The following is a 22,947-nucleotide window of genomic DNA, read 5'->3' as shown; positions in this document are numbered from 1 at the left end:
CAATTGGCTTTAAACATTCTTAAGGTTTGGATTTGGAAGATAGAGGAATATCTATGTTTAGAAAGTTGCTATGTACCTGGGTTTTATTGACCCTTTCATTCACTGCTAGCGGGCAGATATTGGCTACGCAGGAAGACACTAAGGCTCTTGCCAGGCTCTATTCGGCCGCATTCGATAGACTGCCAGATATAGGCGGGTTGAATTTTTGGGTCGACAGTTTTGAACAAGGGCGATCGATTAGCTCTATTGCTGGTGATTTCAATCGCTCAGCTGAGTTTACCTCTAAGTACGGCGAGCTGAACAATTTAGCATTTATTCGACAGCTATATAGAAATGTACTTGGAAGAGAAGGTGAATCAGGAGGGGTAGAATTCTGGACTGGCCACTTAGATGCAGCCCGCATGACCAGAGATGAAGTGTTGGCTGATTTTGCCGGGTCCCGAGAGAATGTGATTAAAACTGACCCAGAATTTAATGCATTGTTTAAGGGGCCAAATGGACAGTGGTCTTTTTCTTCTATCGCAAGACAACATTCGGAAGGTTTTTGGTATGGGGAGTCCTCGGATAATCGCTTATTCACCAGCCTTATAACAGATCAAGGTAGGCTGTTCGTTATCTATTCAGAGTACTATCCCTCCTCTAACCCGCTAATCGCTGGTGTTATTGTTGGTGATACGTATATAGATGGCTCGGCGTTAGCTTCCACCCAAGCTCGAGACTATAATCTTGAAGGCTACGGCGTGTCTGATGTGCAGATAAAAGGCACTTTAGAAGCAAAGAAAAACTTTTCTGGCAGTATTCAGTACCGCTACGGAAGCCAAAAGACATTTACCAGCACCTATGACCGTAACTATGAGCTGGCACCTTCATTTGAAAAGTTATCAGGCACCTATAATGGTGAAGTGGCTTTTTCTCTGGGCGTAGAAGGCGCGACGATAAGCATCGATGATAACGGAGATATATCCGGCCAGGGTTGGAGTGGCTGCGTAATTTCAGGTACAGCCACTAAAAATAACAGCGGGAACTTCTATGATATATCACTAAGTTTTGGCGGTAACCCCTGTTATTTTAGCTATCAAACGTTTAGTGGTGTTGCGGCTTTTTATGCACCTACTGGGCAGTTAATTGTAATCCTTCCCAATGATAGCAATACTGATGGGCTGATTTTCATCTCTTCTAGCTAAGTTCAACTACAGCCTAACTACATACAGTTCAACTACAGCCCAACCACAGCCCAACCACAGCCCAACCACAGTTGGGCTAATAGCTCCCCAGCCTGTTCTGTAAATTATTATTTTACAGCACTATTTTCAATGGGTTTGAAACGCCCTTTTTCTTCCTCTTTATAGCGTATGGGTAAACCCGGTAGTGAACCCGTAGCACTGTTATCCTTTTTCACAAACTCGCCATTGACAATAACATGGGGGATACCGATTGGCGGCAGACCATTGGTACCGGCTTTATAGGTGGACTGTGGTGCGACTGTTTTAGGATTAAAAATAACAATGTCCGCAACCATACCTTCCTGCAATCGTCCCCGTTTTTGCATCGATTCGATACCGGCATCACCCAGATGTAGCGCAGACCAGTAACTCAACTGAGATAAGGTAAACATAAGTTCCACCCCTTCTTCTCTGGCCAGTTGTAGCACGGTTGAGTGTGTGCCGGATGTACGAGGATGCCCGCTAAATAATGCCGGGTCGGTATCCCAGCCAAAATCTGGGTTTTCACTCCACATAGAATCGCTGGCGACCACCATATGCGGCACACGTAACCACTGAGGTAGCCACTCTTTACGCGGCGGATTATAAACCACAATTATTCTACCGGGGTCGTCTTTAGCTATTTGTAAGTATTCATTTTTGTCGAGGAATTTATCCTGAGAGGGATCATAAAGAACCTCCTTATACTTCAACCCCAATGTTCCCTCTAACATTTCTGGTACCAGAAAGTCTGAGCCTATCGATGAAGAGCCTGCGGTATAGGGGTAGTATTCGCCCCACATATTCATGCCCAGCTTACGGGCCAACGCCAGCTTTTCTTCAATCTCCCACCAGCCGGTATCGTTGTCATGACAGACCAATAGTGAAGCTTCCAGTACGCTCGCGTTGGTATAAACCTCGGCGAAGGCAAGCTGGGACTCGGTAGGGGTAAGAGGCGAGCCGTGAAAGCGGGTGTGTACTGCCGAGAGTCTGCCATAACGCGCTGCCACTCGTTGCGCGTCGAACATCTCATAGGTACTAATCCCTTTGCTGGCATAGCCAATCGTTGAACCTACACCCAGAGCACCCTGACGCAGGTTTTCATCCAGAATTTTACTGATTTGGTTAATCTGATCGCGGTTACTGACGGATACAGACCACCCCGAAACCCCATCCTCAAGTGCTTGGGCCCGAAGTGGAAACACATCTTTGGTATCGACAGGCTTGGTAATATCAAGCTTATCGTGCACCATCATTCTGGCCATTTCCTGTGACACCACCTGACCATAATTCATCGGCCACTGGCCAGCTTCCCGCTGGTACCAGGCACCAACATTCATGGCTCCCAGCTCAAGGTCAAGACCGGTCGTCACGCCATCCATCATACTCATCTTGATGGTAAATTTATCGCTACCATGAGTGTGCGTATCGATAAAACCCGGGGCAACCACATGGTCTGTCGCATCAATGACCTGCTCTCCTGAAATAGCCTCTTCAGTGATAATCGCTATCAGCCCATCCTTAATACCCACATTACGCACTGCATCGAATTGTGTTTCCGGGTCCATAACTCGTCCGTTGGTTAACACAATATCGTAATCGGCGGTACAAGCGGTGGTAGAAACCAAGGTAAGGCTAACCATTAAAGATCGCAAAAACTGCTTCATCAAAAGAACTCCTTTATTCAAATGTTAACTACCATTATAGATAGAGCTGGCTGAAGCTACATGCAGTCGAGGTCAATTTTTGACCCTCGGCAAGTCCCACGACGTCTCAGTGCTTCAGTTTTTCACTGCTAGCTAGTAAAAAGCTGCGGCACAAGTTCAAGCTTGTTCAGCCATCAAAGCAAACTTGAACTAGCGCGGGCATAGAAAATTTTTATCGTACGTAAAAATCCAAGGCATTGGGACCAAACAATCGCGGGTTAATATCCTTATCAAATACAGGAGCCTTGCGTTGATTGTCCAAACCATTTACCAAATAACGACCTTGCTTCAGATCGTAATAGACCTGTAATGTGTACCAGGGTACGGGCACTTCATAGTAATTTATCATATGGCCTTCAGAGGTTCGCCATAACACACCCTCTTTATCGTAATTATCAGCGGCTGCAATTTGCCAGCTATCTTCATCGATATAAAATACTCGACGCGAATACTTGTGGCTCCGGGCCTTTTCATCTTTTTTTAAGGTTCCTTCAACGACCCAAACCCGATGCAGCTCATATCGCGCATGCTCGGGGTTGATATGTTTTTTGGCTAAAATATCTTCCGTCTGTAAGGTGTCTTGGTGTAAGCGGTAAGCATTATAGGGAATATAGATTTCCCGCTTGCCTAACAGTGTCCAGTCAAATAGCGACGGAGAACCATTGTACATATCACCCTCATCATTAAATCGCAGCGAGTCACTATTCTGTGTCGGATTGTCATAGCCGCTAAAAGGTGCGCGCAATACTCGGCGTAGATCGGGGCTATAAATCCATGTCTCGCGCCGCGACTTATTGTGGTTAAGAGAGTCCAGTGCCAAAGCCCCACTACCAGTTATAAATCCAGGTGCAAAAACTTTGCTTTTGTAAGCCAATAGAATATTGGAATACTGTGCCTCAATACCTTTTTCTCTGGGCAGAGCGTAAGGAATTGCCCACTCAACATTTTGCAGAATAAGTGTGTAGTTACCTCTGCGCGTTACGGCTGCCATACCATCAACAGCGGTAATATGAATACCTCGCCAGCGCAGGTTATGATTCCAAATCACTTCCACACCTTGTGTTGGTACAGGAAAAGGCGACGTCACTACGCTGTTCTCAACACCCCCTCGGCCCTCAGTAATAAGCACCGACGCTGAAGCATTCGTCTCGAAAGCTTTGTAGACAAACTCTGGATAGGCTGCCGAGCGCCGGCTGGGGTAGATATTCATACGCCAGGTATCGGGATACTGCTGCAACAAGGCCTTTTGTCCTTCGGTAAGATTGTCGGCATAGGCTTGCTGATTGTCCGCGCTGATGGTGAACAACACCACATCATCCGCAAAGGGGTCGAGGTGATGACTGCCTTTAACAAAACCAGCGACTGGGCTAGTGATACCGCCACTCCAGGGAGGGATGGTTCCTGCCGCATTACCGCTGCGCTCGGCACCTACCGGAGTGAGCTCTGAACTCTGCTCAACTGTGCTGGCAACTACCACGGTCGGCAGTAGCAATACGGCCAACAAAGGGGTAAAAAATTTCAGCATCGATTTTTCTCTCACGGTGTTAGAAGTCATAACGAACACTAAAACTCAAATTGTCTCGGTCATTAATCAGGTTCCACTGGTCCGCCCCGGAGTATTGGGTATAGGCAATATCCAGTTTAAGGCGGGCAAGATATTCGGCCTGAAGCCCGAGGGTCAGCGCTTTTCTGCCTTCAAGGAAAGGCCCGACGCCCACCGGGCTCACACCATAAACATCATGTGCCCATAGGATACGCGGGCGCAAGTTAATGCCACCATAGACATTGTTATACTGCATGCCACCACCCACACGGTATCCCCAGGAACTACTGCTGGCAAACGCACTGCGCGGTTTAAAGTCTGTTACCGCCAAACCAGGACCGGCGAGAAACAGTTCCGACCTGTCCGGCATATCCCAAATAGTGAGCGAAGCAAATTCAATATTCACCAGGGTTTGCGAGGCCCCTAATAGCGGACCCAAAAACTGGGTAGCACCGATCAAGGCGAATGTTTTGTCCAAATAGATAATCGGGTCGATGCGAACATTGGCATACTCGGTGGCCAGTTCTGCAAGGGTAAATTGGTTGAGGTCAACGGGTGGTAGCGGATCTTCCCGAGTGGCGCCCGGAATAATATCAGGCAGCACGTCACCGGAATGGATAGGCATAGGGACATCAAAGTGATGTGCAACCTCACCAAAGTAAGCCGTTCCAGTACCCATGGTTGTGGTATTAAAGCTAAGCCCCAGCATCTCGATATCATCGGGATATTGATAAAAGAAAGAGGCATCGTTGAGTGCCGCGCTCAGCTGGGTCAGCGTAGCCGCGGCCGTCGATTTGACCGGGCCCGCCCCCTCTCGAATCAGTTCGCGCTTAAGCTTTTCAATACCGGGCTCTGAATAGCCGGTGACATAATTAGACAGCGAAGGCCCAACCAAACCAAAAGAAGGTAGCTTGGCGTGATACTGCGCATAGTGCAGTGCTATTTTTGAGTCGTTAAAGTGAGTTAATATGGTTTGCACGGTGACACCAAACTGCCCGCTATCACTGGCACTATCATCGGGCAGGCGCTGGGTAACCTGATAAAAATTGGGATCAAAGGCCTGAATACCAACCGCTTCCAGCGTCTCTGCAGGGATGCCATAAAACTCACTGAGGTTAGTACCAAATTGACTGGCAAAGCCCTCAGCCTGAATAAATGCACCATCCTGCGGTGCTGCGTCGTTGCTTGAAAAATAAGTGCCACTGGCAGGTAGCTCGCTCTCCTCCCAATCATATTGGTAGTAAGCTTCGATAATGAGCTGGGGAGTAATCTGGGCGGTGCCCCATAGCATGCCCACTGGCTTACGTAAGTCACGCAGGGTGCTGGTCGGCTGTTGATACAATGGAATATTCATGGGGTTGGCAACATCAACGCCACTACCGGGAAAGAAACGGCTCTCCCCCCAGGTGACTACCTGATCGCCCAACCGTAAATGCAAAGGCACTTCCGATACGGTAAATCGTGCACTGAGATAGACATCCAGCAATTCGGCATCGCTGCCTACCTGATCAAGTGCCACCTTGCCCAGTTCGGTTCGCTCTCTGTCATTGCGCTCATTTTCATAATCGTAAAATGCATAGCCACGTATAAAGAGGCCCAAATTGCGCCAGCCAACCGTCAACTCCCCCGTGGCACGAAACATATTGGAGACCAGCTCACCCTTATCATAGTTAAGCGTGCCGTCATCCAGGTTACCGCTCCTGCCCGCGGCTAGTCGAGTACCGCCATGGGCGGGCGAAACCAGGCTTAAGTCAGTGTCCTCGGTACGCATGCGAAAACCGTAGGCCGCTTCAAAATCGAATAAGACTTCGATACCGGTATCCGCGTCACGATAATCAAACGCAGCCGCATTCATGGGAAGGGAGATAGCGACAAGCCAGACCCAGACCAACTGCGGTTGTTTGTTTATCATGGATTATGTCCTGGATTATGCTGAGTGATACCACGGCGAACCAGCTTTAAAACCTGCTTTAAAGAGTATAGCCGAATTGCCGTGATTGATAAGCAAGACCTTAAGCAAACCGTTAGAGCGATAAAAATATAGGGGTTCAAAGGCTGAGCGTCATGATTTTCACTAGAAAAAACCAGCGAATGTTTTTATCAAATGCTCCTCGATCGGCATACACTTTACGAATAATAAAGGTAAAATGATTTCTCTCTCATTATCTCCAGCTTCCTGGTTTTTATTACCATTAACCAAAGCGCCCCCCTACTTATTAATTAATACTACCAATAATACGTATTCCTGATACCTTAGTCGTTTTACGGCAGTGTATTAGTTGCCAGGTTTTTCTTTAGCAACCAAGACTGTGTACCCAGATCATTTAATCAATAAGGAATAGACTGATGAGAACCACCAGGAAAATAGCTGTATTATTTTTCGCTTGCCTATTAGCCGCCTGTAGCTCAACGCCTTCGGTCAGCGTTGATTACAACCCTGAATATGACTTCAGTGATATTAAAAGCTATTACCAACCACCCAGAGAAGAAGCGGGCATCAATACTATCGATGTTGGTGATCTGGCGGACCAGCGCTTTAGACGCGCGGCCGAAGCTGAAATGAACCTTCGAGGCGTCGAGCTGGCACCATCCCGACAGGCTGATATCTGGATCACCTACCACGTCGTTACTCAGGATAAGACCCGTATTACCAGTTATGATAATCACTATGGTTACGCACGCCCCTACGGCTACTCGGGCGGTACCAGTGTAGATGTCAGGCAATATACTGAGGGCACGCTGATTGTCGACCTGGTAGACCCAGCCACTAAGAAAACGGTCTGGCGAGGTGTGGTCAGCGCTATTGTCAAAGATAGAACCACAGAAGAAAGAGAGGCGTTAACACGTACCTATGTTGCCGCCATTGTAAACGAGATACCCGGCTTTTCTTTACCTGAGGAGTAAGGGCCTCATCATCAGGTCGCTACCCAGGACGCTATCACGGTTAGCCTATGCGATAGCAATGATTTATGCCGTGGACGCAGCGGGGCTAATCTACACAGAGTCAAACCGGCAATCACTTCAGCGGCTAAGCAGGGCTATAAAAACAGCCCTGCACAAATGCCTGCTCTAACCCGGATATTGAGCAGGCCCATGAAGCTTTTGCTATCGAGCCGGGCCGAAAATTTCATCCTCTGTAATCAAATCACCCAGCTTATAGCGAGTCATCGACTGCCCCTGAAGATCAGCATTTAAATCCGGGTTGATCGGTGAAATCGTGACAAAGCCTTTTTCCAGCATCCTTGTATCCTCATACTCTTCGGTCTCAGTAGGTGTTGCAGCACCAAAAGTGATACCTGTTTGTAGTGTGCCCGACGCTGGATCTCCTCTAAAGGTAAAACCAATCGAGCTATAGGTACTGACTCGGGTATAAGCGACCCCAGCAATATCCTCCACCGACAGCGACGGGTAGTTAATATTCAAGCCGGTTCTGCTCGGTAAGTTGATGGTACCCGCTGCCGTTGAACATAATAGATGCGTAGGCACATAAGAGCACCACCAAGGTAATACCGCTGCTTCATCTACCGTCAGCTGGTCAATCACGGTCACTAAAAACTCTGCCGCAGCCTGATAGTGCTCAGGCTGGCCACCCAGCCCCACACTGACAGCAATCGCCGGGATATTCATCTGCAAGGCCCGCAACGCCGCACCCACAGTACCGGAGCTATTGCTAATCGGGCCAACATTCTGGCCGTGGTTTGCGCCAGAGATCACAAGATCTGGCAGATTATCAGCCAGCAAGACACTGGTGGCTGCATTGATGGTATCCACCGGAGTACCCTCTAGAAAATACTGATTGGGGTCAGCTAATTGCTGAAACGCTACCTCTGCACCAAAGCCTGAGTTGAAGGACATACTCTTGCCGGATTGGTTGGTCATGGGAGCAACCAGAGTGACATGGTGACCAGCAGCGACCAGGCTGTCATAGAGGGCATTCACCCCCGTAGAGTCATAGCCATCATCATTGGTGAGTAATATGTCCAAAGCGCTGGCCGGTTGAGCCAGTGCGGCGGCGATTAAAACAGTCGAAAAAACATTGCTTGTGTTCATAATAATACCTTTCTCATTGATTGATTACTGTCGTTTTAAGCCCACTAAACCCAACAGGGCGGAGCTGAATAGCCAGGCGGCGGCAGGAACGGGCACCTGAGAGACCCGAAAGTCGTACTGGGAAAACAGCGAGTCGGTGGTCTGCCAACTCAATAAGGTTTGCCGGTTTAGCTGGTCTACCGAAATACGGATAGCGGTGGTACTGCCCTCGGCAAAGAAATCCACCCCATCCCTACTACAGCTACTGCCTGACGCACCGGCTGCTATGGCAGATGTCGACCTTGCGCAGCTGACATCCGTAGCGGTAATCGTTGCCGAGATCAGATCAATATCCCAGTACGCTGAGTACTCGATACCCAAAAATGTATCGCTGCTGAGGCTGATATAACCCGTCAGCCGGGTGTCCCCCGACAACAACCCTGCCCCTTCGTTATGGGAGAAGGGAGCGGCAATAATATTGGCGGTAGACCAGCTATCCAGAGTGTACTGGGCAGCATTGGCCTGTGGCACCAATAGACCTGCGGCCGAAAGTGCTACTAAAGCTTTCTTCATAGAATGTTCTCCTCTTTATTATTCTGGTTGAGGGTCACAATCTACTGTCCGAGGCATGCAGAAGCCTCCCGCTTTATAAAACGAGAGAGAAAAAGTATCAAAATAAGCACAATAGCTCCTGATTTAGCAATCAGGAGGGACGCTGAAGGCCTGTTTCCAGACTGCGTAAGAACTTACAGCTGACGGCGGTACTGGGCGGGCGTTACACCCACTGTATTTTTAAAATGCTTATAAAAAGCTGATTGAGAGTTAAAGCCCGCTTCCATGGCAACCTGCACCATCGTCAGGTGAGTTAAATCCGGGGCATCCAATAGCCGCTGCGCCTCAGCAACCCGATAGCCGTTAACAAACTCATAGAAGTTCTGGCCGGACTGCTGATTAAGGATTTGGCTGAGGTGATTACTGGCGATACCGAGACCATCGGCCAGGTCCGCAATACGTAATTCATTTTCCAGGTAGGGCTGTTGCTCTTCCATATAGCGGCCGATGCTCTGCCAATATTGGTTGGCCTCCTGTTCGGTCAGGCTACTGGTTTGATACTGGGGGGTGGTTTGTCGCTCTTGGCGGCGGCTGGAGCCTCTGCAACGGTGGCACCGAAAATTTGCGGCTGGGTGATCCCCATAAAAGCAATCAGGTAATAAATCGAAATCATCAGGGTCATTGAATAAATACCCCGTGGCCAGAACTGAATATCCGTGAAGGCCCGGGCCAGAGCAATCAGCAAGCCCAGGGAAGCGATAGCCACTGTAATCATCACCAGGATATAAAGCCAACGCAGGCTAATGCCCTCAAGGTTGGAGAACTCAGTTTGAATCGAGGCCCGGTGTTGCTGCAAACACCTGACGGAGAGATAACCATAAAGTGTTAGCAAGGCATAATAAACAATACCAATGGAGTCCCTGATAGAGACTTCAGGTTTCCGTGTTGGTGGGCTAACGTTGGTCGTTACCATCTCCGGCAGCCAAAAGGCTGAAAGGCCAATAAACACTAGCAGGACAAAAGGCACTATATGCACCAGGTCTGCCCGGCCCAGCTTGAAACCGGGAATAGTCATCGCTTTAACATAGCTATAGAGCAGCGGCCCAAATAAAAAGACCAGGCTATTGGTCACTCTAATCATCGGATAGTCACTCATCAATGCCGAATGCAAAGGTACCAGTGAAGCAAGGTATAGAGCAGAGATCGCAACAAATAAGGCTAAAACACGATTAGCATAACGGTTACCGCCTTTAACATTATAGATTGCAGTGACTAATAAGATGGCCAGCATCACTGAGGACGCGGCAATAACAGAGGTAGGGTTCATGGCCCAAGGTTAACGCAAATCATTTAAGCTGGCCATATTAGCAACTGATAACAGCCATTGAGTACAGGTCTTACGCGACTTTTATATCGCTATCAATTTCGGCATCGCCCTCTTTTCTGGCAACATTAAGATAACGCTGCATTAACGGGTAGCCTGCTACTTCCACTCCGCTTATATGTGCACATTCCGGGATAATCCCTTAGCAAATCTTAACTATCCTTAGAAACAAACGCTGGATGGGACAATATTTTGTTACTTTGCACAATCTGGCTAAAAGTGACGAAAAACTATACAACGCCGGTTTGACGACTGGCAATTGGGGATGTAACAATCAGGGTCTTGGGCAGTTAATAATAGCGATAATTACTTCAGTCATGGATAACTACCATTACCGTACTTTTTCTATTTTATCCGCTGCAGCTATCAACCATCATTCACCAGTGACAGGCCTGAAAAACTTTTATGTTACGCCTGTGATCGGCACTGTTTAAGCGTAGAAAAATATATGAATAATTGTCCTGCATGCAACGAAGATTCAAACCTGGGCTGGCACAAAGCGACCTTAAGCCCATTAATATCCATTCCATGTAAAGCATGTGAAACGGAACTAACCGTCAGCTGGAAAAATTACCTGATCGCGTTATTGCCTGCTTCCATTTGGTTTTTGATTGGCTATCTCTATACTGAAGAAAGCACTATTGAACAGTATCTGGTGATTGGCTCTTCTATTATCTTGATGACCGTATGCCAAATGTTTTTTATGCCGATAGAAGTAGCCACACCCAAAGAGGGTGAAGATGCAGATACAGATACAGATACAGATAAAGGGTAGAGCCTGATTTAGCTGGCATTCGCCTGCGAGACAATGGCATGCGTTGAATGAAACATTTGACGCGCCCTTTCCAACGGGCTGAGTGATCTCATTGAGTCTTTAAAAACTTCAATATCGTAAACCACCTCCGCACCCACCGCATTAAAGTTGCGCACCATTTGCAGCACATCAATACAACCCTCTCCGGGTAGCAAACGATGGTTAAGGGTTTCATCCATAATATCGTCCATGGGCTGTACCAGAGCATCATCTAACTGCACAGCAAAAAAATGCTCCCCTGCTACAGAAAGAATCTGCTCCGCTGTACCCCCCCCACGATGATGGTGCCAGCAGTCAAACATAATACCACCGTTTTTACAGCCTGCCTGCTTCACAATACGTGCCGCGGTCTCAAGATTTGAAACCTGATTAAAAGGCATAAACTCCAGACAGACCCGTAAATCCTCTTGCTCGGCACGTTCACACAAGGCGCCAAAACCATCGACGATTTCCTGTTCTGAATTGGGTGAGGCTAAACCGATGGGGGCATTGAGCAAATCAGAACCGGCAACATGAGCCAAATGCATCACCTCTTCAAGACTCACCCGGGTACAAATACTAATGGGGTCGTCTCCGGGAAGCTCTACCGCACTCGGCAACCAATTAAACAATGGATCAATATTACTAACACTAAGACCATGATCGCGAAGGCTTTGCGTAATCTCCTGGTCAGATAGGCCTGATGACTTTGCCTGTAAATAGAGCGCATTATTGAGCGTGACAACCTTAAAACCGGCTTCTGCGGCACTGGCGAGGAAGGTGCTAAAATCGACCCCATCCATACTACCCCAACAAAGGGATAATTCACCCCACAAGCGTTGCTGATCTACCGTCATACTTAACCCCGGATAGTGGCTTCTTATATTCGAGCCAAATATTGTAATAGTTATTTATCCAGACTAATCTACGATAAAAGACCGGCCAGTGGCAACTTGAATTGGCTATAATCCGTCTGATTATGCGCCAGGTAGTGATTATTGGTGAGCCCTGACATTAAGATATTAAAACTATGTATACCCATAGCCTACAGCGACTAACGAACACGCTATATCTTATAGTCGCAAGCCTTATCGTGGCGGTAGCCCCACTGCATGCCAGCGCCAACAAACCCACCACCGTTAGCTTACATGGCTTTGCTACCTTAACCTCTCCCCCCTTCGCCTGGGTTGATGCATGTACTGGCCAATTAACCGGTTCCAGTGCGCATATTTTGAAAAAGGCCTTTAAAGAGCACAATGCTGAATTAATTATCGAGCAACCGCTGCCGCCCTTTTCAAACCAGTGGCAGGTAAAAGGCCGACGACTGATAGCTGGTGACCTCGATATTTTTTATGGCAATAACATGAACATCTATACCATCGATAAAAGTCTGTTAAGCCATAACCCCATACCCGCCACGATTATCGAAGGTGGACTCTTTAGTTTAAAAAAGAACAATATTAAAGTCAGTACCATCAAGCAGACTAAGGATAAAACCATTGGCATGCCGACTGTACTTAAGTCATTTATAACGGCCACCGGTTTACCAAAGGATATCTTTGACAATACGAATATTATCGATAAGCTAGAAACCAAAGAAGCAATCAATATGCTAATCGAGGGTGATATCGATTATATTATCGGTGGCAAATATCGCTATAACTCCATCGCCAGAGAAATGAAAAAAAATACCCAAATGGAGTTTAGCCCCATCGATAATCTGTCTCGCAATCTGTATTTCTGGCACCGCACCGATCATAAAAACAGCCACTTATTTGACAAGGTTATCGCAACATTGGAACAATACCGCCAAATTGGTTATGTCGAATATATGAACAAAACCTATTTCCTGAACTGGAATAACCAGCCAGACTGTGAAACCCGCGATAAGCCATAAATAAAGCAACAGTACTCTATGCGCATCGATAGATTTGTTAGAAACAACAGCCCCTATAATCAAAAACAAGTTCGGCGATTAATGGCCAAATGCTTAATCAAAGCGGACGGTGAGATTATCGATAACGGACGATTTCAAATTACCCCATTTACAAAAATTGAACTGGACGATAAAGTCCTGCAAGACCAGCAAGCCTATTATTTAATGCTGCATAAACCCATGGGTTGCCTAAGCGCCACGAAAGACGATCAACACCCCACCGTGCTCGACCTGATTGACACACCCTATAAACAACAACTGCATATTGGTGGCCGACTGGACTTTAATACCACGGGGTTAATGCTGCTGACTAATGACGGAAAGTGGTCACAGCGAATATCCGCCGCCGCCGAGAGAAAACCTAAAGTCTATTATGTGGAAACTGAACAGAAGATTAGCGAGCAATATCGTGAGAAATTTGAGCAGGGCGTTTATTTTTCACGGGAGAATATTACCACCCACCCTGCCCAGCTGGATATTCTTGCCAACCATAAGGCACGGCTAACTATCTATGAAGGGCGCTACCATCAGGTCAAGCGGATGTTTGGCTTTTTTGATAATAAAGTAACAGCGCTGCACCGGGAGCGTATGGATAAGATTGTCCTTGACCCTAATTTAAAGCCGGGGCAATACCGCCCCCTTACTCAACAGGAAATTAACTCCGTCAATTAACGATTATTGCTTACTAAAAATAAGCACATGCTGCTGCGGTAAATAACTATCGGTTTTTACAAAGCTTAAACCTACCGCCGCCATTTCTTTGCGGGCTTGTTGTTCAGTCATTTTATGTAGTAGCTTAATTGGCACACGGGGGTCTTCCCCTCGGTATTCTACCAAAATCACTCGACCACCCGGCTTGAGCGCCTTAACAATAGCGGACATCACTTCATAGGGATAAGAAAATTCATGGTAGGCATCGACCATCAACACACTATCAACACTGGCTGGTTTTAAGTTAGGGTTTTTCTCACTCGCCTGCACAGTCGTCACATTATCAATACCCAGCTGCTGTTTACGACTTTCTATAATCGCCAACATTTCCGGTTGGATATCGACGGCAATCACCTGACCCTGCGTTAGGCGCCTGGCTATTGGAAAGCTAAAAAAACCGGTTCCCGCCCCCAGATCAACGACAACATCATCTGGCTTAAGGTCCATATTGCTGATCAGTAAATCGGTTCTTTCCTCGGCAACACGTTTAGGTCGCTCAAGCCAGCCAGCGCCTAAATGCCCCATAACATGGGCAATTTCCCGGTCCATATAGACTTTGCCGATCCCATCCCGGCTTGGGTCAACGGTTTGATAGCGAGTAGTATGTTGCTCGGCAAAAGCAGATGGAAGCAGTAGTAAGGTGATCAGTAGGGTGGTTGTTCTAAGCATCGCTCTTGTCCTGTATAAGACTGTTCGGTTTATACGCTTAACAGGATCAGATAGATTAAGGAATCAGCAAGATGGCTTTGACTGACGAATCCAGGGTTTTGCTATCCATATAGCCAATCATACTGGGGTTATCACTGATTAATAATTTTATCGACTCACTATTGGCCACCTGACTCGGCGGCTGACCCTTACCGGTAAATACCTGCCTTGCCCAGTAAGCATTGAGTTGGTTCTGGTTTTTATTAGCCAACTTTTTATAAAAAGTCAGCCGGGCTTCACTCTCTCGGCTTTGATCAATAGGAATAACAATTTGGCCGTTAGGAAGCGTTTTGACTTTACCCAGAAAAATATTCACCACATAGGCGGGTGAGATAGTTTCAATCTTCGCATCAGGATGAACAACAACCGCTATGTCTGCGTGCAGCCGTGGTGCTATTAGCCATAATATGGCTAACAGTGTGGCCGCTATTTTATTTCGTTCGTTAATAGCCATCATTTAAAAGACAACATCGATAACTAGCGAATAGATATCAACTTCATCGATTCCTTTGGCCGCTTCTGCAAATCTTAAATTGGTCCAAATGCCGCCAGTGTCATCAAACTGGGTATAGTGGCTCCACTCCATTTTGGCACTGGTATTTTCGGTGATGTTATAACGCAACCCCAGGGTGTAGGACGTACCGGTAAATTCCAATGTTTCCGATGAAACCGGTACTTCAACAATAATCGGATCATCACCCGGATTTGGAATGACCTCAACAGGGATAGTAAATAAGGTATAAGGGTCCGGTTCATTCTTGGTATAGGATTTGGCAACAGTCAGATGCGGCATCCACTTACCGAAGTATTTACCAACGGTAATATAGCCAGCATCACTATCGCGAAAAATAATACTATCATCCGCATCAAAGGTGGATAGCTCTGCCAGTAATAACCATTCGCCATCGTCATACATGCCGGCCACGGTATAATAACTGCCACCATCGCCGATAAATTCAACCTGTTCTATGGGGCTAAAAGAGGCGACATCAATATCAAAAGAAAAGGAACTGGCACTGGTGCGCAATGTCCATGGGCCTGAGCTTAAAGTCGCATTGGCGCCATAGAGCTCGTTAGTCTGAAAAATATCGTCGTTATCATTACCGGCAAAAACCTGAAACTCCGCCGCCCAATCGCCAAAGTTATGGGCATAGATAAAATCAACGCCTTCAAAATTATTAATGGGTAGTGAGTAAACTTCACTTGGGGGCCTTACCCAGGGATAGCTAAAACCAACCTCTACTGATTCGGAAAAAAGCTGGATGGGTAAGCGTAAACGTCCCGCCCGGAAACTTAAATCCTCGCTGAGCTTATACCGTAAAAAAGCCCATTCCGCTTCCATTTCCCAATCTTCAGCCGCTCTGGCAACCATCTGCACCGTCACATCGGTTTTTTTATTGATCTGAAAAGTAGCTTGCAGCCCGACCACACTGTCAGTATCAAACGACACGTCATCGCTAAAGCTATTATTCTGGTCACTCACCGCGGGGTCTGCCTTGGTCGCACCGGCGGTTAAGAAGCCATTAATACGAAAGGTTTCTTGCTGTTCATCAAGGGAGCGTTTAATGGAGCTAATCTGTTGTTGCGAACGGGGCACAAGCTGACTGGATAGTTCATCGGGCTTTTTTTCCTGGGCCTGTTTGGAACGACTGCGCAACTGTTGCAGCTCGTCCCTTAAAGCCTGGTTCTCAGCCTTAAGCTTATTAAACATACGATCAATTTCAGCATCCGTATAAGCGTTAGCTGTCGTCGATAAAGCTAGCAGTAATAGCGCTGCCAAGCCGAGGATTCTGGTAAACGTCATAGTTATTACTTCTGTCCTGAGTGTCGCTTTTAGGGTTATTGTTATTGTTTGCCGTTAGCGGTGACTTTTGTCTATAGCTCGACGCTTTAGCTTGCTGGTATAACTTGTCAGCATAAAGAGTATAGCAATACTATTTTCATTGATAGCAAGCCATTTGATAGCAACTATAAAGCAGCCCCACTAATAACTGCTAAGCTATTGATTTAAAAACAGTAACAGCCAATACTACTCTTCTTTCTGAGCCAGACAACTCGCCGCATAATCCGTCACAAATGCATAATCGACTTTGCCATTGGCGAAACGCTGTAGCGATTCAATCGCATATATTTTTATCGGCACTTTATAGTCGGCCAGCGATTGACGCAAATAAGTCTGGATGGCTTCAACCTCGATATTATCGTTAGTGACACCCGGCCCTTCTACCACCGCGACCACCATTTTCCCGAAACGGGGATGGGGCAAGCCTACAACCAGAGCATCGGCAATCGCCTCATACCTTAATAGCTCTTGCTCAACTTCAATGGTAAAGACTTTTTCACCGCCGGTATTGATCACACTGCTGTCACGTCCCAACAATTCCAACATACCATCAGCTCTAAGCAGACAGCGATCACCGGTTTTTACATAGCGTTTATCATCAACGACCACAAAGGTTTCGGCGCTTTTTTCTGGCTCATTATAATAACCAATCGGCGAGTAGCCACCGGCGTAGACCATGCCGATTACGTCACTGCCGGGCTCCACTTTTTGCATATTTTCATCTAACACAATGGTTGTGGGCATAGGCATAAAAATACCGGCCTGCTCAGTGGTCATGGCAAACCCTGAGGCTTCCGAAGAGCCCAGAGTATCTAACAGCACCATAGCATCGCGCTGAGCTTTAAAACGCGCTCTGCTTTCATCACTTAAAATAGCACCTGAAGACATCACTACCGCTACCGATGCAAAACAATTGTCGTTACGACTTTCAATAGCGGCCAATAAAGGAAGCGCAAAGGCATCACCGACAATGACAATCATGCCAACCTTATTGGCAGCCATTAAGTCGAGACAATGATCCGGGTCATATTTGGCTTTGCCGGTAGTAACCACTGGCGAGCCCTGAGCCAATAAAGAAATGGCCATCATTAAACCCGTGCCATGCATTAGGGGCGACATAGGAAATAAGGCAGGCGAGGCAGGCAAGCCTTCAATAATACCGATATAGTCATCAAAGGTTTGCGGCGTTTCTTTAACCGGCAGCATGCCAAAATTACTGCAGACATTCATTTTTTGCCAGAGGTCCTGCTGCAACCACTGTGTACCTTTGGGCAAACCGGTAGTGCCTCCAGTGGCAATTAAAATCTGATTATCGCCAGCGGTATTTTTTTGCAAGTCTGCTGTAGGATAATCGTAGAGTTCGTGTATGGCGGTAGCAAAATCGTTAATGGGTACGGTGGTTGTTACTTCAATAAAAGCAATGGTTTTTTCCAGTTGCGGCTTAATCGCTGCAACCCGGTCGGCAAATTCTGCATCGTAAACCAGCACTTCAATATCCAGCGTATTACACAGCTCTTCTAATTCTCTATTTTGATAGCGGTAGTTAACATTAACATGGGCACAGCCTATTAAGCTGCTGCCAAAAAAGGTTTCAAGATAGGCGTTAGAATTACGCATATAGTGGCCAATATGGCTATGCCGTTGCAGCGGCAACTGTTGTAACCACGCCGCAATCCCTCTGGCCCTTTGCCTTAACTGCGCAAAACTGATCGCCGTGTTTTCGTGAATCAATGCCGGGCGATCAGCCAGTGGCCCCTGACCGATTCGGTCAATCGCTTCACTATAATTCCAACTCATGCTGAGTGCTCCAAGATAAAGTTCAGCCGCCCATTGTCGGCACTATTAATGATGACTTGCTTACCCGTTGCTTCACTCTGCAATAAAGCCATAGCCGTATCCTGATCGTCTTTTGCGGTGCAGGCTACAAAGCGCTCACCCGCCTGCGTCTCGGCTAAAATAATCGCTTTGGCATTACCCTTGCGATCAAAGTCGACGGAGTAACTGACAATATTGCCCTGACTGGGCTCGCTGTTAATCTCACAACGGGGTAGATTATTTTCAATAGACGTTTCTGTCGCAGACCAATCCACCGCACTGGGACGGCAGGAATAAATACCACTGGCATGTTTTGACAGCACACCGCCATTGCAGGTCACTAAGGCATAACTTTGCGGCTGTTGCCGCAATTGTAAAACCGCTTCCACCAAAGCATGCATACTGTAGTTATTGCCGGGGCCGCCAAAATAAGGCAGACCTCCCGTTAAGGTTAATGCTTTACTACCATCAGTGGGCAGGCCCAGATGATTAGTAATCGCGGTCACGGCACAGGGGAAACAACTGTAAATATCGATAAGGTCGATATCGGCAATAGTCTGTTGAGCTATCGCCAAGGCTTTATCAACAACCTTATTAGCTATGGGAGAGATCGCAGGATCAGGGCGTTGGCTAACCGGTAGTTCGGTACCTTCTGCCATACCATGTAGATAAACAAACTGGGATTCGGCAACACCCATCTCTCTGGCTTTTGCCACGCTGCATAAAATTAACCCCGCCGACTGGTTAACGCTATCCTGAGCGATCATCCGTTTGCTGTATAAAAAATTAATCGGGTCTGCACTACGGATGTCTTCAGCACGCTGCTGACCGGGGAATTGTGCGCTGGGATTATTTGCCGCTACCTGACTAAAAGGGGCTAATAGTTCCGCCATAAATTGTTGATGTTGTGCCACTGTACGGCCGGCCTGATGGCGTTGGGCCTGCTCGATCAGGCTGTAATAATAGAGCACATTATTCAGCCCGTTATTGATTTCCTGGGTGGTAACGACAGAGTCACCCATACCACGATCGTCAAGGGGCAGATCAAAGTGTTCATTCCAATCCAACTCTTGCTGATTACGCTCGGCATGGCGCTGGTTTTTTAGCGCTTCAGCTCCCGTCATTAAAACTATTTCACGCTTGCCCTGAGCAATATCACGGGCAAACTCAATCACTTGTGACTGTGGTTGATTGCCGCCCATTTCAGAATAGATACGAGCGTGTGGGCTGGCACCAATAGCCTGAGCAATAGACTCAGGAGGATTATCACTACGTCCCCAAGGGCAGGGCCATAAATGGCCCATATCGGAAAATAATCGGGTAACGCAGATCGTATCAATATGCGCAGCAATATTATCAGCACCGGTATTAGTGATGGCGAGTTTGGCCGCTTCTGCGGCCAGCATCATCGGCGAGCTATCCGTCGCCTCTCGCTGCACATATTGTCCAGCACCTATTAACACCGGCGTATTATCAGTAACACAATGGCTCACCATTATAAAACCAGTTCTGCCACATCCCTTAACTGCTGCTTATCCGTGGTGGCCACTAATAGCGTGGTCACTTTAGATTCGCGCCAGGCTTGCAGCCGATCTTTGATTCTATCTTTTGGCCCAACCAGTGACAAAGCATCGGCTAACTCATCGGGGATTACCGCCGCAGCTTCATCCCGTTTATTTTCCATAAATAATTGCTGAATTTTTTCCGCCTCGGCTTCATAACCCATACGGCAGAATAGATCTTTATGGAAGTTGGTATTCTTTGCACCCATACCGCCAACATAAAGACTTAAAAAGGCTTTAACACCATGCAAGCCCGCATCAATATCATCGGTAATATTAACGATGACCATTTGGTTAATTTGAAAATCATCCGGCGCATTAACCAGTGATTGTTCATAGACGCTTTCATCATAGGGGTTATAAAACAAGGGCAACCAACCATCAGCAATTTCTGTAGACAGGGCAATATTTTTTGGCCCCTCTGCCCCCATAAAGATGGGGATTTTATTTCTTAGTGGATGCACAATCGGTTTAAGGGGTTTGCCCAAACCCATGCCATCATCACCGGGATAAGGTAAGGGATAATGAGGGCCTGCGTTGGTAACCGGTGCTTCCCGAGCAAACACCTGGCGCACAATATCAATATACTCGCGGGTTCTGGCCAATGGCTTGGGGAAGGGCTGGCCATACCAACCTTCAACCACTTGTGGGCCAGATACACCCAGGCCAAGAATAAAACGGCCATTGGATAATAAATCGAGACTGAGAGCATGCATGGCGCAGGCGGTAGGTGGGCGGGCCGATAATTGTACTACGGCAGTACCCAGCTTGATTTTCTCTGTTTGGGCGCCAATCCAGCACAAGGGTGTAAAGGCATCGTTGCCCCAGGACTCAGCGGACCAGACGGAGTCATAACCCAGCTTCTCGGCCTCCTGCGCCATCTCTACAAAATTTGCATGGGGGCCTCGGCCCCAATAGCCCTGGGCCAAACCTAATTTTAAATCAGCCATAGTTGTCTCCGCGGTATTGTTTAAGACTGGATAGTAGTTTATTAACTACGCTCTTTTTGGCGCTTAAGATCATACTAACTGAGGGAGCTATAAAGGCTGGTATGCCTTATGCCCCGCTTGGGTAATTTGCAAAATATTGAGTATAAAGCCGCTATCGACCATGGCATCTAAACCGTCGGGGAAGCTCTGGCTCCAATCAGCAATATAAGTGCGCTTTGAAAGTCGCCACTGGCCATCACGCTTCTCCAGCTCGTCCAGGTAACGCCCACCAAACAGGGTGGCGATCAACCCGCCCTCTTCATTCTTGCTGGAGCCCATCGATAAACCATAGCACTCGCTTGTCGCCTTATTGCCATTGACCTCAACAATGATACCGGAGGTCATATGCCAGCGGCGTGGTGAGGCTTCTTCCAAGCCCATCACCACCGGTATCCAATCCACAGCTGAGCCTTTAAAAAAACCGTAATCAATCTGAGCATCTTGCCAATAGCAGCTGGCTTGGCCCTCCTGATCCAACCAATCAAGGGTGCGGCCATAGCGAATCAAGACATCTTCGCAGGCCTGACGATCTAAAAGCCTCTGTAATTGCTGTTCCATCGATTTCTCCCACTGTTCAGTCAGCAAAGATGGTAGCGAGATAAGCTGGCAGTTAACAGGTTAACATCGGCCAATAAATAGGCCGATAAAGCCAGGTCCTTAGACTACAATCTTTGGTAGCCATCCAAATACTACAGGGTTAATCCATGCCTGAAACACCTTATCAGCAAGCCCACCGCCCAGCGGCCAAATTTAATAGCCGCAGGGAGTATCTGGAGCATGAATTGGAAGTGATGTCCCCCAAACGCTGGGGTATTAACCTGCCATTGCGGGACTATCGATTTGAGTGGGAGGACCTGGTGCCGGCGGTGGCAGCTACCATCGGTAAAATCGTCATGGTGTCGGCCACGGTATCGGTCTTTGCCGCCAGTTTAGGCCTGGCACCGGAATTTGTAGTCGAAAATGTCCGCTTTGAAATGCTGATTGCAGCCCTGCTGTTTGCCTTTTTGGTCTCGGGTCTATTTAATCCCAGAGCCAACCTTGCCGGGACCCATGGTCCAATGATCCCAATGATCCCGATACTGGTAGCGGCGGGAGGTCATCCGCTGGCTTTCGGTATTATGGTGGGCGTCTTTGGCCTAATCCTAAGCCTGAGTGGCGGCGGCTCCAAGCTGGTCGGTATGGCGGGTGATGGCGTTAAAGGAGGCCTACTGATCTATCTGGGCAGTGTGGGTTTACTGAGCCAGATTAATGCTTTTAAGGGGTGGTCCACTACGATTGAAATGCCTGAGCTCAGCTTTGTCGTGCTCTTTTTGATTGTGGTGCTCTATGCCTGGCTGGCGCGGCTAAAAATGCGCTGGCTGGCTATTCCGCTATGCTCCGCCGTCGCCAGTATTATCGCCCTGGCGATGGGTGCGCCCTTTGAATTTACCACCGAAGCCGGGCTGCCCAATATGAGCCCAGGCTACTGGTGGGGTGAAGATAGCGGCTGGCAACTAGGTTTACCGGGGCTGTCGCATTTTGTCGCCGTGCTGCCCTTTGCGGTGCTGGCCGTAGCTATGTGGTCCCCGGATTTTATTGGCCACCGCGTATTCCAGGAATTAAATTACCCGAAAAAGGCCCAAGATGTACTGATGAATATCGACGATACCATGGCTGTGGCTTCAACTCGGCAGATTGTGGGTACGACCTTAGGCGGCGGCAATCTGGCCTCCAGCTGGGGGACTTATATGATCCCGGCTTCAATCGCCAAGCGCCCCATCCCTGCTGGGGCTAATCTAACCGCCCTACTCTGTGTGCTGTGCGCCGTGTTTGGTGCACCGATGGATCTTGCCATGTGGGAGCCGGTATTAAGAGTCGCACTGATCGTCGGGGTGTTTTTACCACTATTGGAAGCGGGTATGGAAATGATTAAAGATACGCAAACCGCACAGGGGGCGGGCATTGTGATTTTTGCCTCAGCGCTGGTGAACCCCGTATTTGGCTGGTCATTAACCATGCTATTGGATAACAGCGGACTCTTGGGTAAAAACGAACGCAGTGATTCACTATCCACCGCCGAGCGCTGGACCATTCCAATCATTACTTTTGCCGTTTGTGGTGGTGCGATGGCCAGCGTCGGCCTGCTACCGGGAATACCGGCATTATTTTAATCACGCTATTAAATACAACACGAT

21 protein-coding genes are annotated in these 22,947 nt (G+C 47.7%); 6 read left to right on the top strand and 15 right to left on the bottom strand.

The window, feature by feature from the left end; genetic code table 11:
• The first annotated feature begins 53 nt into the window (after positions 1-53).
• The gene (locus BST96_RS09150) at positions 54-1,184 is read left to right on the top strand and encodes a DUF4214 domain-containing protein (RefSeq protein ID WP_085758415.1); all 1,131 of its coding nucleotides are present in this window, start codon (positions 54-56) and stop codon (positions 1,182-1,184) included.
• A 107-nt stretch (positions 1,185-1,291) separates the two neighbouring features.
• Here the strand turns inward: BST96_RS09150 and BST96_RS09145 are convergent, their stop codons facing one another.
• From BST96_RS09145 to BST96_RS09135, 3 genes are all read right to left on the bottom strand, one after another.
• Positions 1,292-2,869: an amidohydrolase family protein gene (locus BST96_RS09145; RefSeq protein WP_085758414.1), complete on the bottom strand. Its 1,578-nt coding sequence runs from the start codon at positions 2,867-2,869 to the stop codon at positions 1,292-1,294.
• A 211-nt stretch (positions 2,870-3,080) separates the two neighbouring features.
• Entirely contained in the window at positions 3,081-4,463 is a 1,383-nt protein-coding gene (locus tag BST96_RS09140) for a DUF1329 domain-containing protein (protein WP_085758413.1), read from the bottom strand.
• Complete coding sequence (locus BST96_RS09135) at positions 4,453-6,363, bottom strand: DUF1302 domain-containing protein (RefSeq protein ID WP_085758412.1); 1,911 nt, start codon at positions 6,361-6,363, stop codon at positions 4,453-4,455. Before BST96_RS09135 ends, BST96_RS09140 begins: the two co-directional genes overlap by 11 nt.
• A 434-nt stretch (positions 6,364-6,797) precedes the next feature.
• Between BST96_RS09135 and BST96_RS09130 the strand changes: the two genes are divergently transcribed.
• The gene (locus BST96_RS09130) at positions 6,798-7,355 is read left to right on the top strand and encodes a DUF4136 domain-containing protein (protein ID WP_085758411.1); all 558 of its coding nucleotides are present in this window, start codon (positions 6,798-6,800) and stop codon (positions 7,353-7,355) included.
• Between the two features lie 201 nt (positions 7,356-7,556).
• Here the strand turns inward: BST96_RS09130 and surE are convergent, their stop codons facing one another.
• From surE to BST96_RS09110, 4 genes are all read right to left on the bottom strand, one after another.
• Entirely contained in the window at positions 7,557-8,501 is a 945-nt protein-coding gene (gene surE / locus BST96_RS09125) for a 5'/3'-nucleotidase SurE (RefSeq protein WP_085758410.1), read from the bottom strand.
• Positions 8,502-8,525: 24 nt separating this feature from the next.
• Positions 8,526-9,053, bottom strand: a complete 528-nt coding sequence (locus BST96_RS09120) for a hypothetical protein (protein WP_085758409.1) — start codon at positions 9,051-9,053, stop codon at positions 8,526-8,528.
• Between the two features lie 173 nt (positions 9,054-9,226).
• Entirely contained in the window at positions 9,227-9,529 is a 303-nt protein-coding gene (locus BST96_RS09115) for a helix-turn-helix transcriptional regulator (protein ID WP_085758408.1), read from the bottom strand.
• Between the two features lie 44 nt (positions 9,530-9,573).
• Positions 9,574-10,359, bottom strand: a complete 786-nt coding sequence (locus BST96_RS09110; protein WP_085758407.1) for a hypothetical protein — start codon at positions 10,357-10,359, stop codon at positions 9,574-9,576.
• Positions 10,360-10,864: 505 nt separating this feature from the next.
• On the opposite strand from BST96_RS09110, the gene BST96_RS09105 reads away from it, so the two are divergent.
• The gene (locus tag BST96_RS09105) at positions 10,865-11,191 is read left to right on the top strand and encodes a hypothetical protein (RefSeq protein WP_085758406.1); all 327 of its coding nucleotides are present in this window, start codon (positions 10,865-10,867) and stop codon (positions 11,189-11,191) included.
• 8 nt (positions 11,192-11,199) lie between these two features.
• Here BST96_RS09105 and BST96_RS09100 read toward each other — a convergent pair whose 3' ends face one another.
• Positions 11,200-12,066 carry a sugar phosphate isomerase/epimerase family protein gene (locus BST96_RS09100; protein WP_085758405.1) on the bottom strand — a complete coding sequence of 289 codons (867 nt, stop codon included), beginning with the start codon at positions 12,064-12,066 and terminating at the stop codon, positions 11,200-11,202.
• A gap of 173 nt (positions 12,067-12,239) precedes the next feature.
• Between BST96_RS09100 and BST96_RS09095 the strand changes: the two genes are divergently transcribed.
• Together BST96_RS09095 and BST96_RS09090 are read left to right on the top strand one after the other, a co-directional pair.
• Positions 12,240-13,106, top strand: a complete 867-nt coding sequence (locus BST96_RS09095; protein ID WP_157117914.1) for a substrate-binding periplasmic protein — start codon at positions 12,240-12,242, stop codon at positions 13,104-13,106.
• Positions 13,107-13,124: 18 nt separating this feature from the next.
• Positions 13,125-13,817: a 16S rRNA pseudouridine(516) synthase gene (locus BST96_RS09090; protein ID WP_085758403.1), complete on the top strand. Its 693-nt coding sequence runs from the start codon at positions 13,125-13,127 to the stop codon at positions 13,815-13,817.
• Positions 13,818-13,820: 3 nt separating this feature from the next.
• Here BST96_RS09090 and BST96_RS09085 read toward each other — a convergent pair whose 3' ends face one another.
• The 7 genes from BST96_RS09085 to BST96_RS09055 form a co-directional block, all read right to left on the bottom strand.
• Positions 13,821-14,525, bottom strand: a complete 705-nt coding sequence (locus tag BST96_RS09085) for a class I SAM-dependent methyltransferase (RefSeq protein WP_085758402.1) — start codon at positions 14,523-14,525, stop codon at positions 13,821-13,823.
• Between the two features lie 55 nt (positions 14,526-14,580).
• Positions 14,581-15,021, bottom strand: a complete 441-nt coding sequence (locus tag BST96_RS09080; RefSeq protein ID WP_085758401.1) for a type 2 periplasmic-binding domain-containing protein — start codon at positions 15,019-15,021, stop codon at positions 14,581-14,583.
• The gene (locus tag BST96_RS09075; RefSeq protein WP_085758400.1) at positions 15,022-16,368 is read right to left on the bottom strand and encodes a hypothetical protein; all 1,347 of its coding nucleotides are present in this window, start codon (positions 16,366-16,368) and stop codon (positions 15,022-15,024) included.
• Between the two features lie 225 nt (positions 16,369-16,593).
• A complete protein-coding gene (locus tag BST96_RS09070) occupies positions 16,594-18,204 on the bottom strand; it encodes an AMP-binding protein (protein ID WP_085758399.1) in 1,611 nt (536 codons plus the stop codon).
• Positions 18,201-19,718, bottom strand: coding sequence for a hypothetical protein (locus tag BST96_RS09065; protein WP_085758398.1), 1,518 nt, complete (start codon positions 19,716-19,718; stop codon positions 18,201-18,203). The genes BST96_RS09070 and BST96_RS09065 overlap by 4 nt, the downstream gene beginning before the upstream one ends.
• Positions 19,718-20,734 carry an LLM class F420-dependent oxidoreductase gene (locus BST96_RS09060; RefSeq protein ID WP_085758397.1) on the bottom strand — a complete coding sequence of 339 codons (1,017 nt, stop codon included), beginning with the start codon at positions 20,732-20,734 and terminating at the stop codon, positions 19,718-19,720. Before BST96_RS09060 ends, BST96_RS09065 begins: the two co-directional genes overlap by 1 nt.
• 87 nt (positions 20,735-20,821) lie before the next feature.
• A complete protein-coding gene (locus tag BST96_RS09055) occupies positions 20,822-21,331 on the bottom strand; it encodes a nuclear transport factor 2 family protein (protein ID WP_085758396.1) in 510 nt (169 codons plus the stop codon).
• A 146-nt stretch (positions 21,332-21,477) separates the two neighbouring features.
• On the opposite strand from BST96_RS09055, the gene BST96_RS09050 reads away from it, so the two are divergent.
• Positions 21,478-22,923 carry a DUF3360 family protein gene (locus BST96_RS09050; RefSeq protein ID WP_085758395.1) on the top strand — a complete coding sequence of 482 codons (1,446 nt, stop codon included), beginning with the start codon at positions 21,478-21,480 and terminating at the stop codon, positions 22,921-22,923.
• Positions 22,924-22,947: the final 24 nt, after the last annotated feature.

This window comes from Oceanicoccus sagamiensis (assembly GCF_002117105.1).
Taxonomy (GTDB): domain Bacteria; phylum Pseudomonadota; class Gammaproteobacteria; order Pseudomonadales; family Dasaniaceae; genus Oceanicoccus; species Oceanicoccus sagamiensis.
This window is presented reverse-complemented; position numbering and strand designations above follow the sequence as displayed.

Excerpts from the sequence above, each read along its gene's own strand:
- BST96_RS09150 (WP_085758415.1), top strand. The coding sequence starts at position 54 with ATGTTTAGAAAGTTGCTATGTACCTGGGTTTTATTGACCCTTTCATTC.
- BST96_RS09145 (WP_085758414.1), bottom strand. The coding sequence starts at position 2,869 with ATGAAGCAGTTTTTGCGATCTTTAATGGTTAGCCTTACCTTGGTTTCT.
- BST96_RS09140 (WP_085758413.1), bottom strand. The coding sequence starts at position 4,463 with ATGACTTCTAACACCGTGAGAGAAAAATCGATGCTGAAATTTTTTACC.
- BST96_RS09135 (WP_085758412.1), bottom strand. The coding sequence starts at position 6,363 with ATGATAAACAAACAACCGCAGTTGGTCTGGGTCTGGCTTGTCGCTATC.
- BST96_RS09130 (WP_085758411.1), top strand. The coding sequence starts at position 6,798 with ATGAGAACCACCAGGAAAATAGCTGTATTATTTTTCGCTTGCCTATTA.
- surE (WP_085758410.1), bottom strand. The coding sequence starts at position 8,501 with ATGAACACAAGCAATGTTTTTTCGACTGTTTTAATCGCCGCCGCACTG.
- BST96_RS09120 (WP_085758409.1), bottom strand. The coding sequence starts at position 9,053 with ATGAAGAAAGCTTTAGTAGCACTTTCGGCCGCAGGTCTATTGGTGCCA.
- BST96_RS09115 (WP_085758408.1), bottom strand. The coding sequence starts at position 9,529 with ATGGAAGAGCAACAGCCCTACCTGGAAAATGAATTACGTATTGCGGAC.
- BST96_RS09110 (WP_085758407.1), bottom strand. The coding sequence starts at position 10,359 with ATGAACCCTACCTCTGTTATTGCCGCGTCCTCAGTGATGCTGGCCATC.
- BST96_RS09105 (WP_085758406.1), top strand. The coding sequence starts at position 10,865 with ATGAATAATTGTCCTGCATGCAACGAAGATTCAAACCTGGGCTGGCAC.
- BST96_RS09100 (WP_085758405.1), bottom strand. The coding sequence starts at position 12,066 with ATGACGGTAGATCAGCAACGCTTGTGGGGTGAATTATCCCTTTGTTGG.
- BST96_RS09095 (WP_157117914.1), top strand. The coding sequence starts at position 12,240 with ATGTATACCCATAGCCTACAGCGACTAACGAACACGCTATATCTTATA.
- BST96_RS09090 (WP_085758403.1), top strand. The coding sequence starts at position 13,125 with ATGCGCATCGATAGATTTGTTAGAAACAACAGCCCCTATAATCAAAAA.
- BST96_RS09085 (WP_085758402.1), bottom strand. The coding sequence starts at position 14,525 with ATGCTTAGAACAACCACCCTACTGATCACCTTACTACTGCTTCCATCT.
- BST96_RS09080 (WP_085758401.1), bottom strand. The coding sequence starts at position 15,021 with ATGATGGCTATTAACGAACGAAATAAAATAGCGGCCACACTGTTAGCC.
- BST96_RS09075 (WP_085758400.1), bottom strand. The coding sequence starts at position 16,368 with ATGACGTTTACCAGAATCCTCGGCTTGGCAGCGCTATTACTGCTAGCT.
- BST96_RS09070 (WP_085758399.1), bottom strand. The coding sequence starts at position 18,204 with ATGAGTTGGAATTATAGTGAAGCGATTGACCGAATCGGTCAGGGGCCA.
- BST96_RS09065 (WP_085758398.1), bottom strand. The coding sequence starts at position 19,718 with ATGGTGAGCCATTGTGTTACTGATAATACGCCGGTGTTAATAGGTGCT.
- BST96_RS09060 (WP_085758397.1), bottom strand. The coding sequence starts at position 20,734 with ATGGCTGATTTAAAATTAGGTTTGGCCCAGGGCTATTGGGGCCGAGGC.
- BST96_RS09055 (WP_085758396.1), bottom strand. The coding sequence starts at position 21,331 with ATGGAACAGCAATTACAGAGGCTTTTAGATCGTCAGGCCTGCGAAGAT.
- BST96_RS09050 (WP_085758395.1), top strand. The coding sequence starts at position 21,478 with ATGCCTGAAACACCTTATCAGCAAGCCCACCGCCCAGCGGCCAAATTT.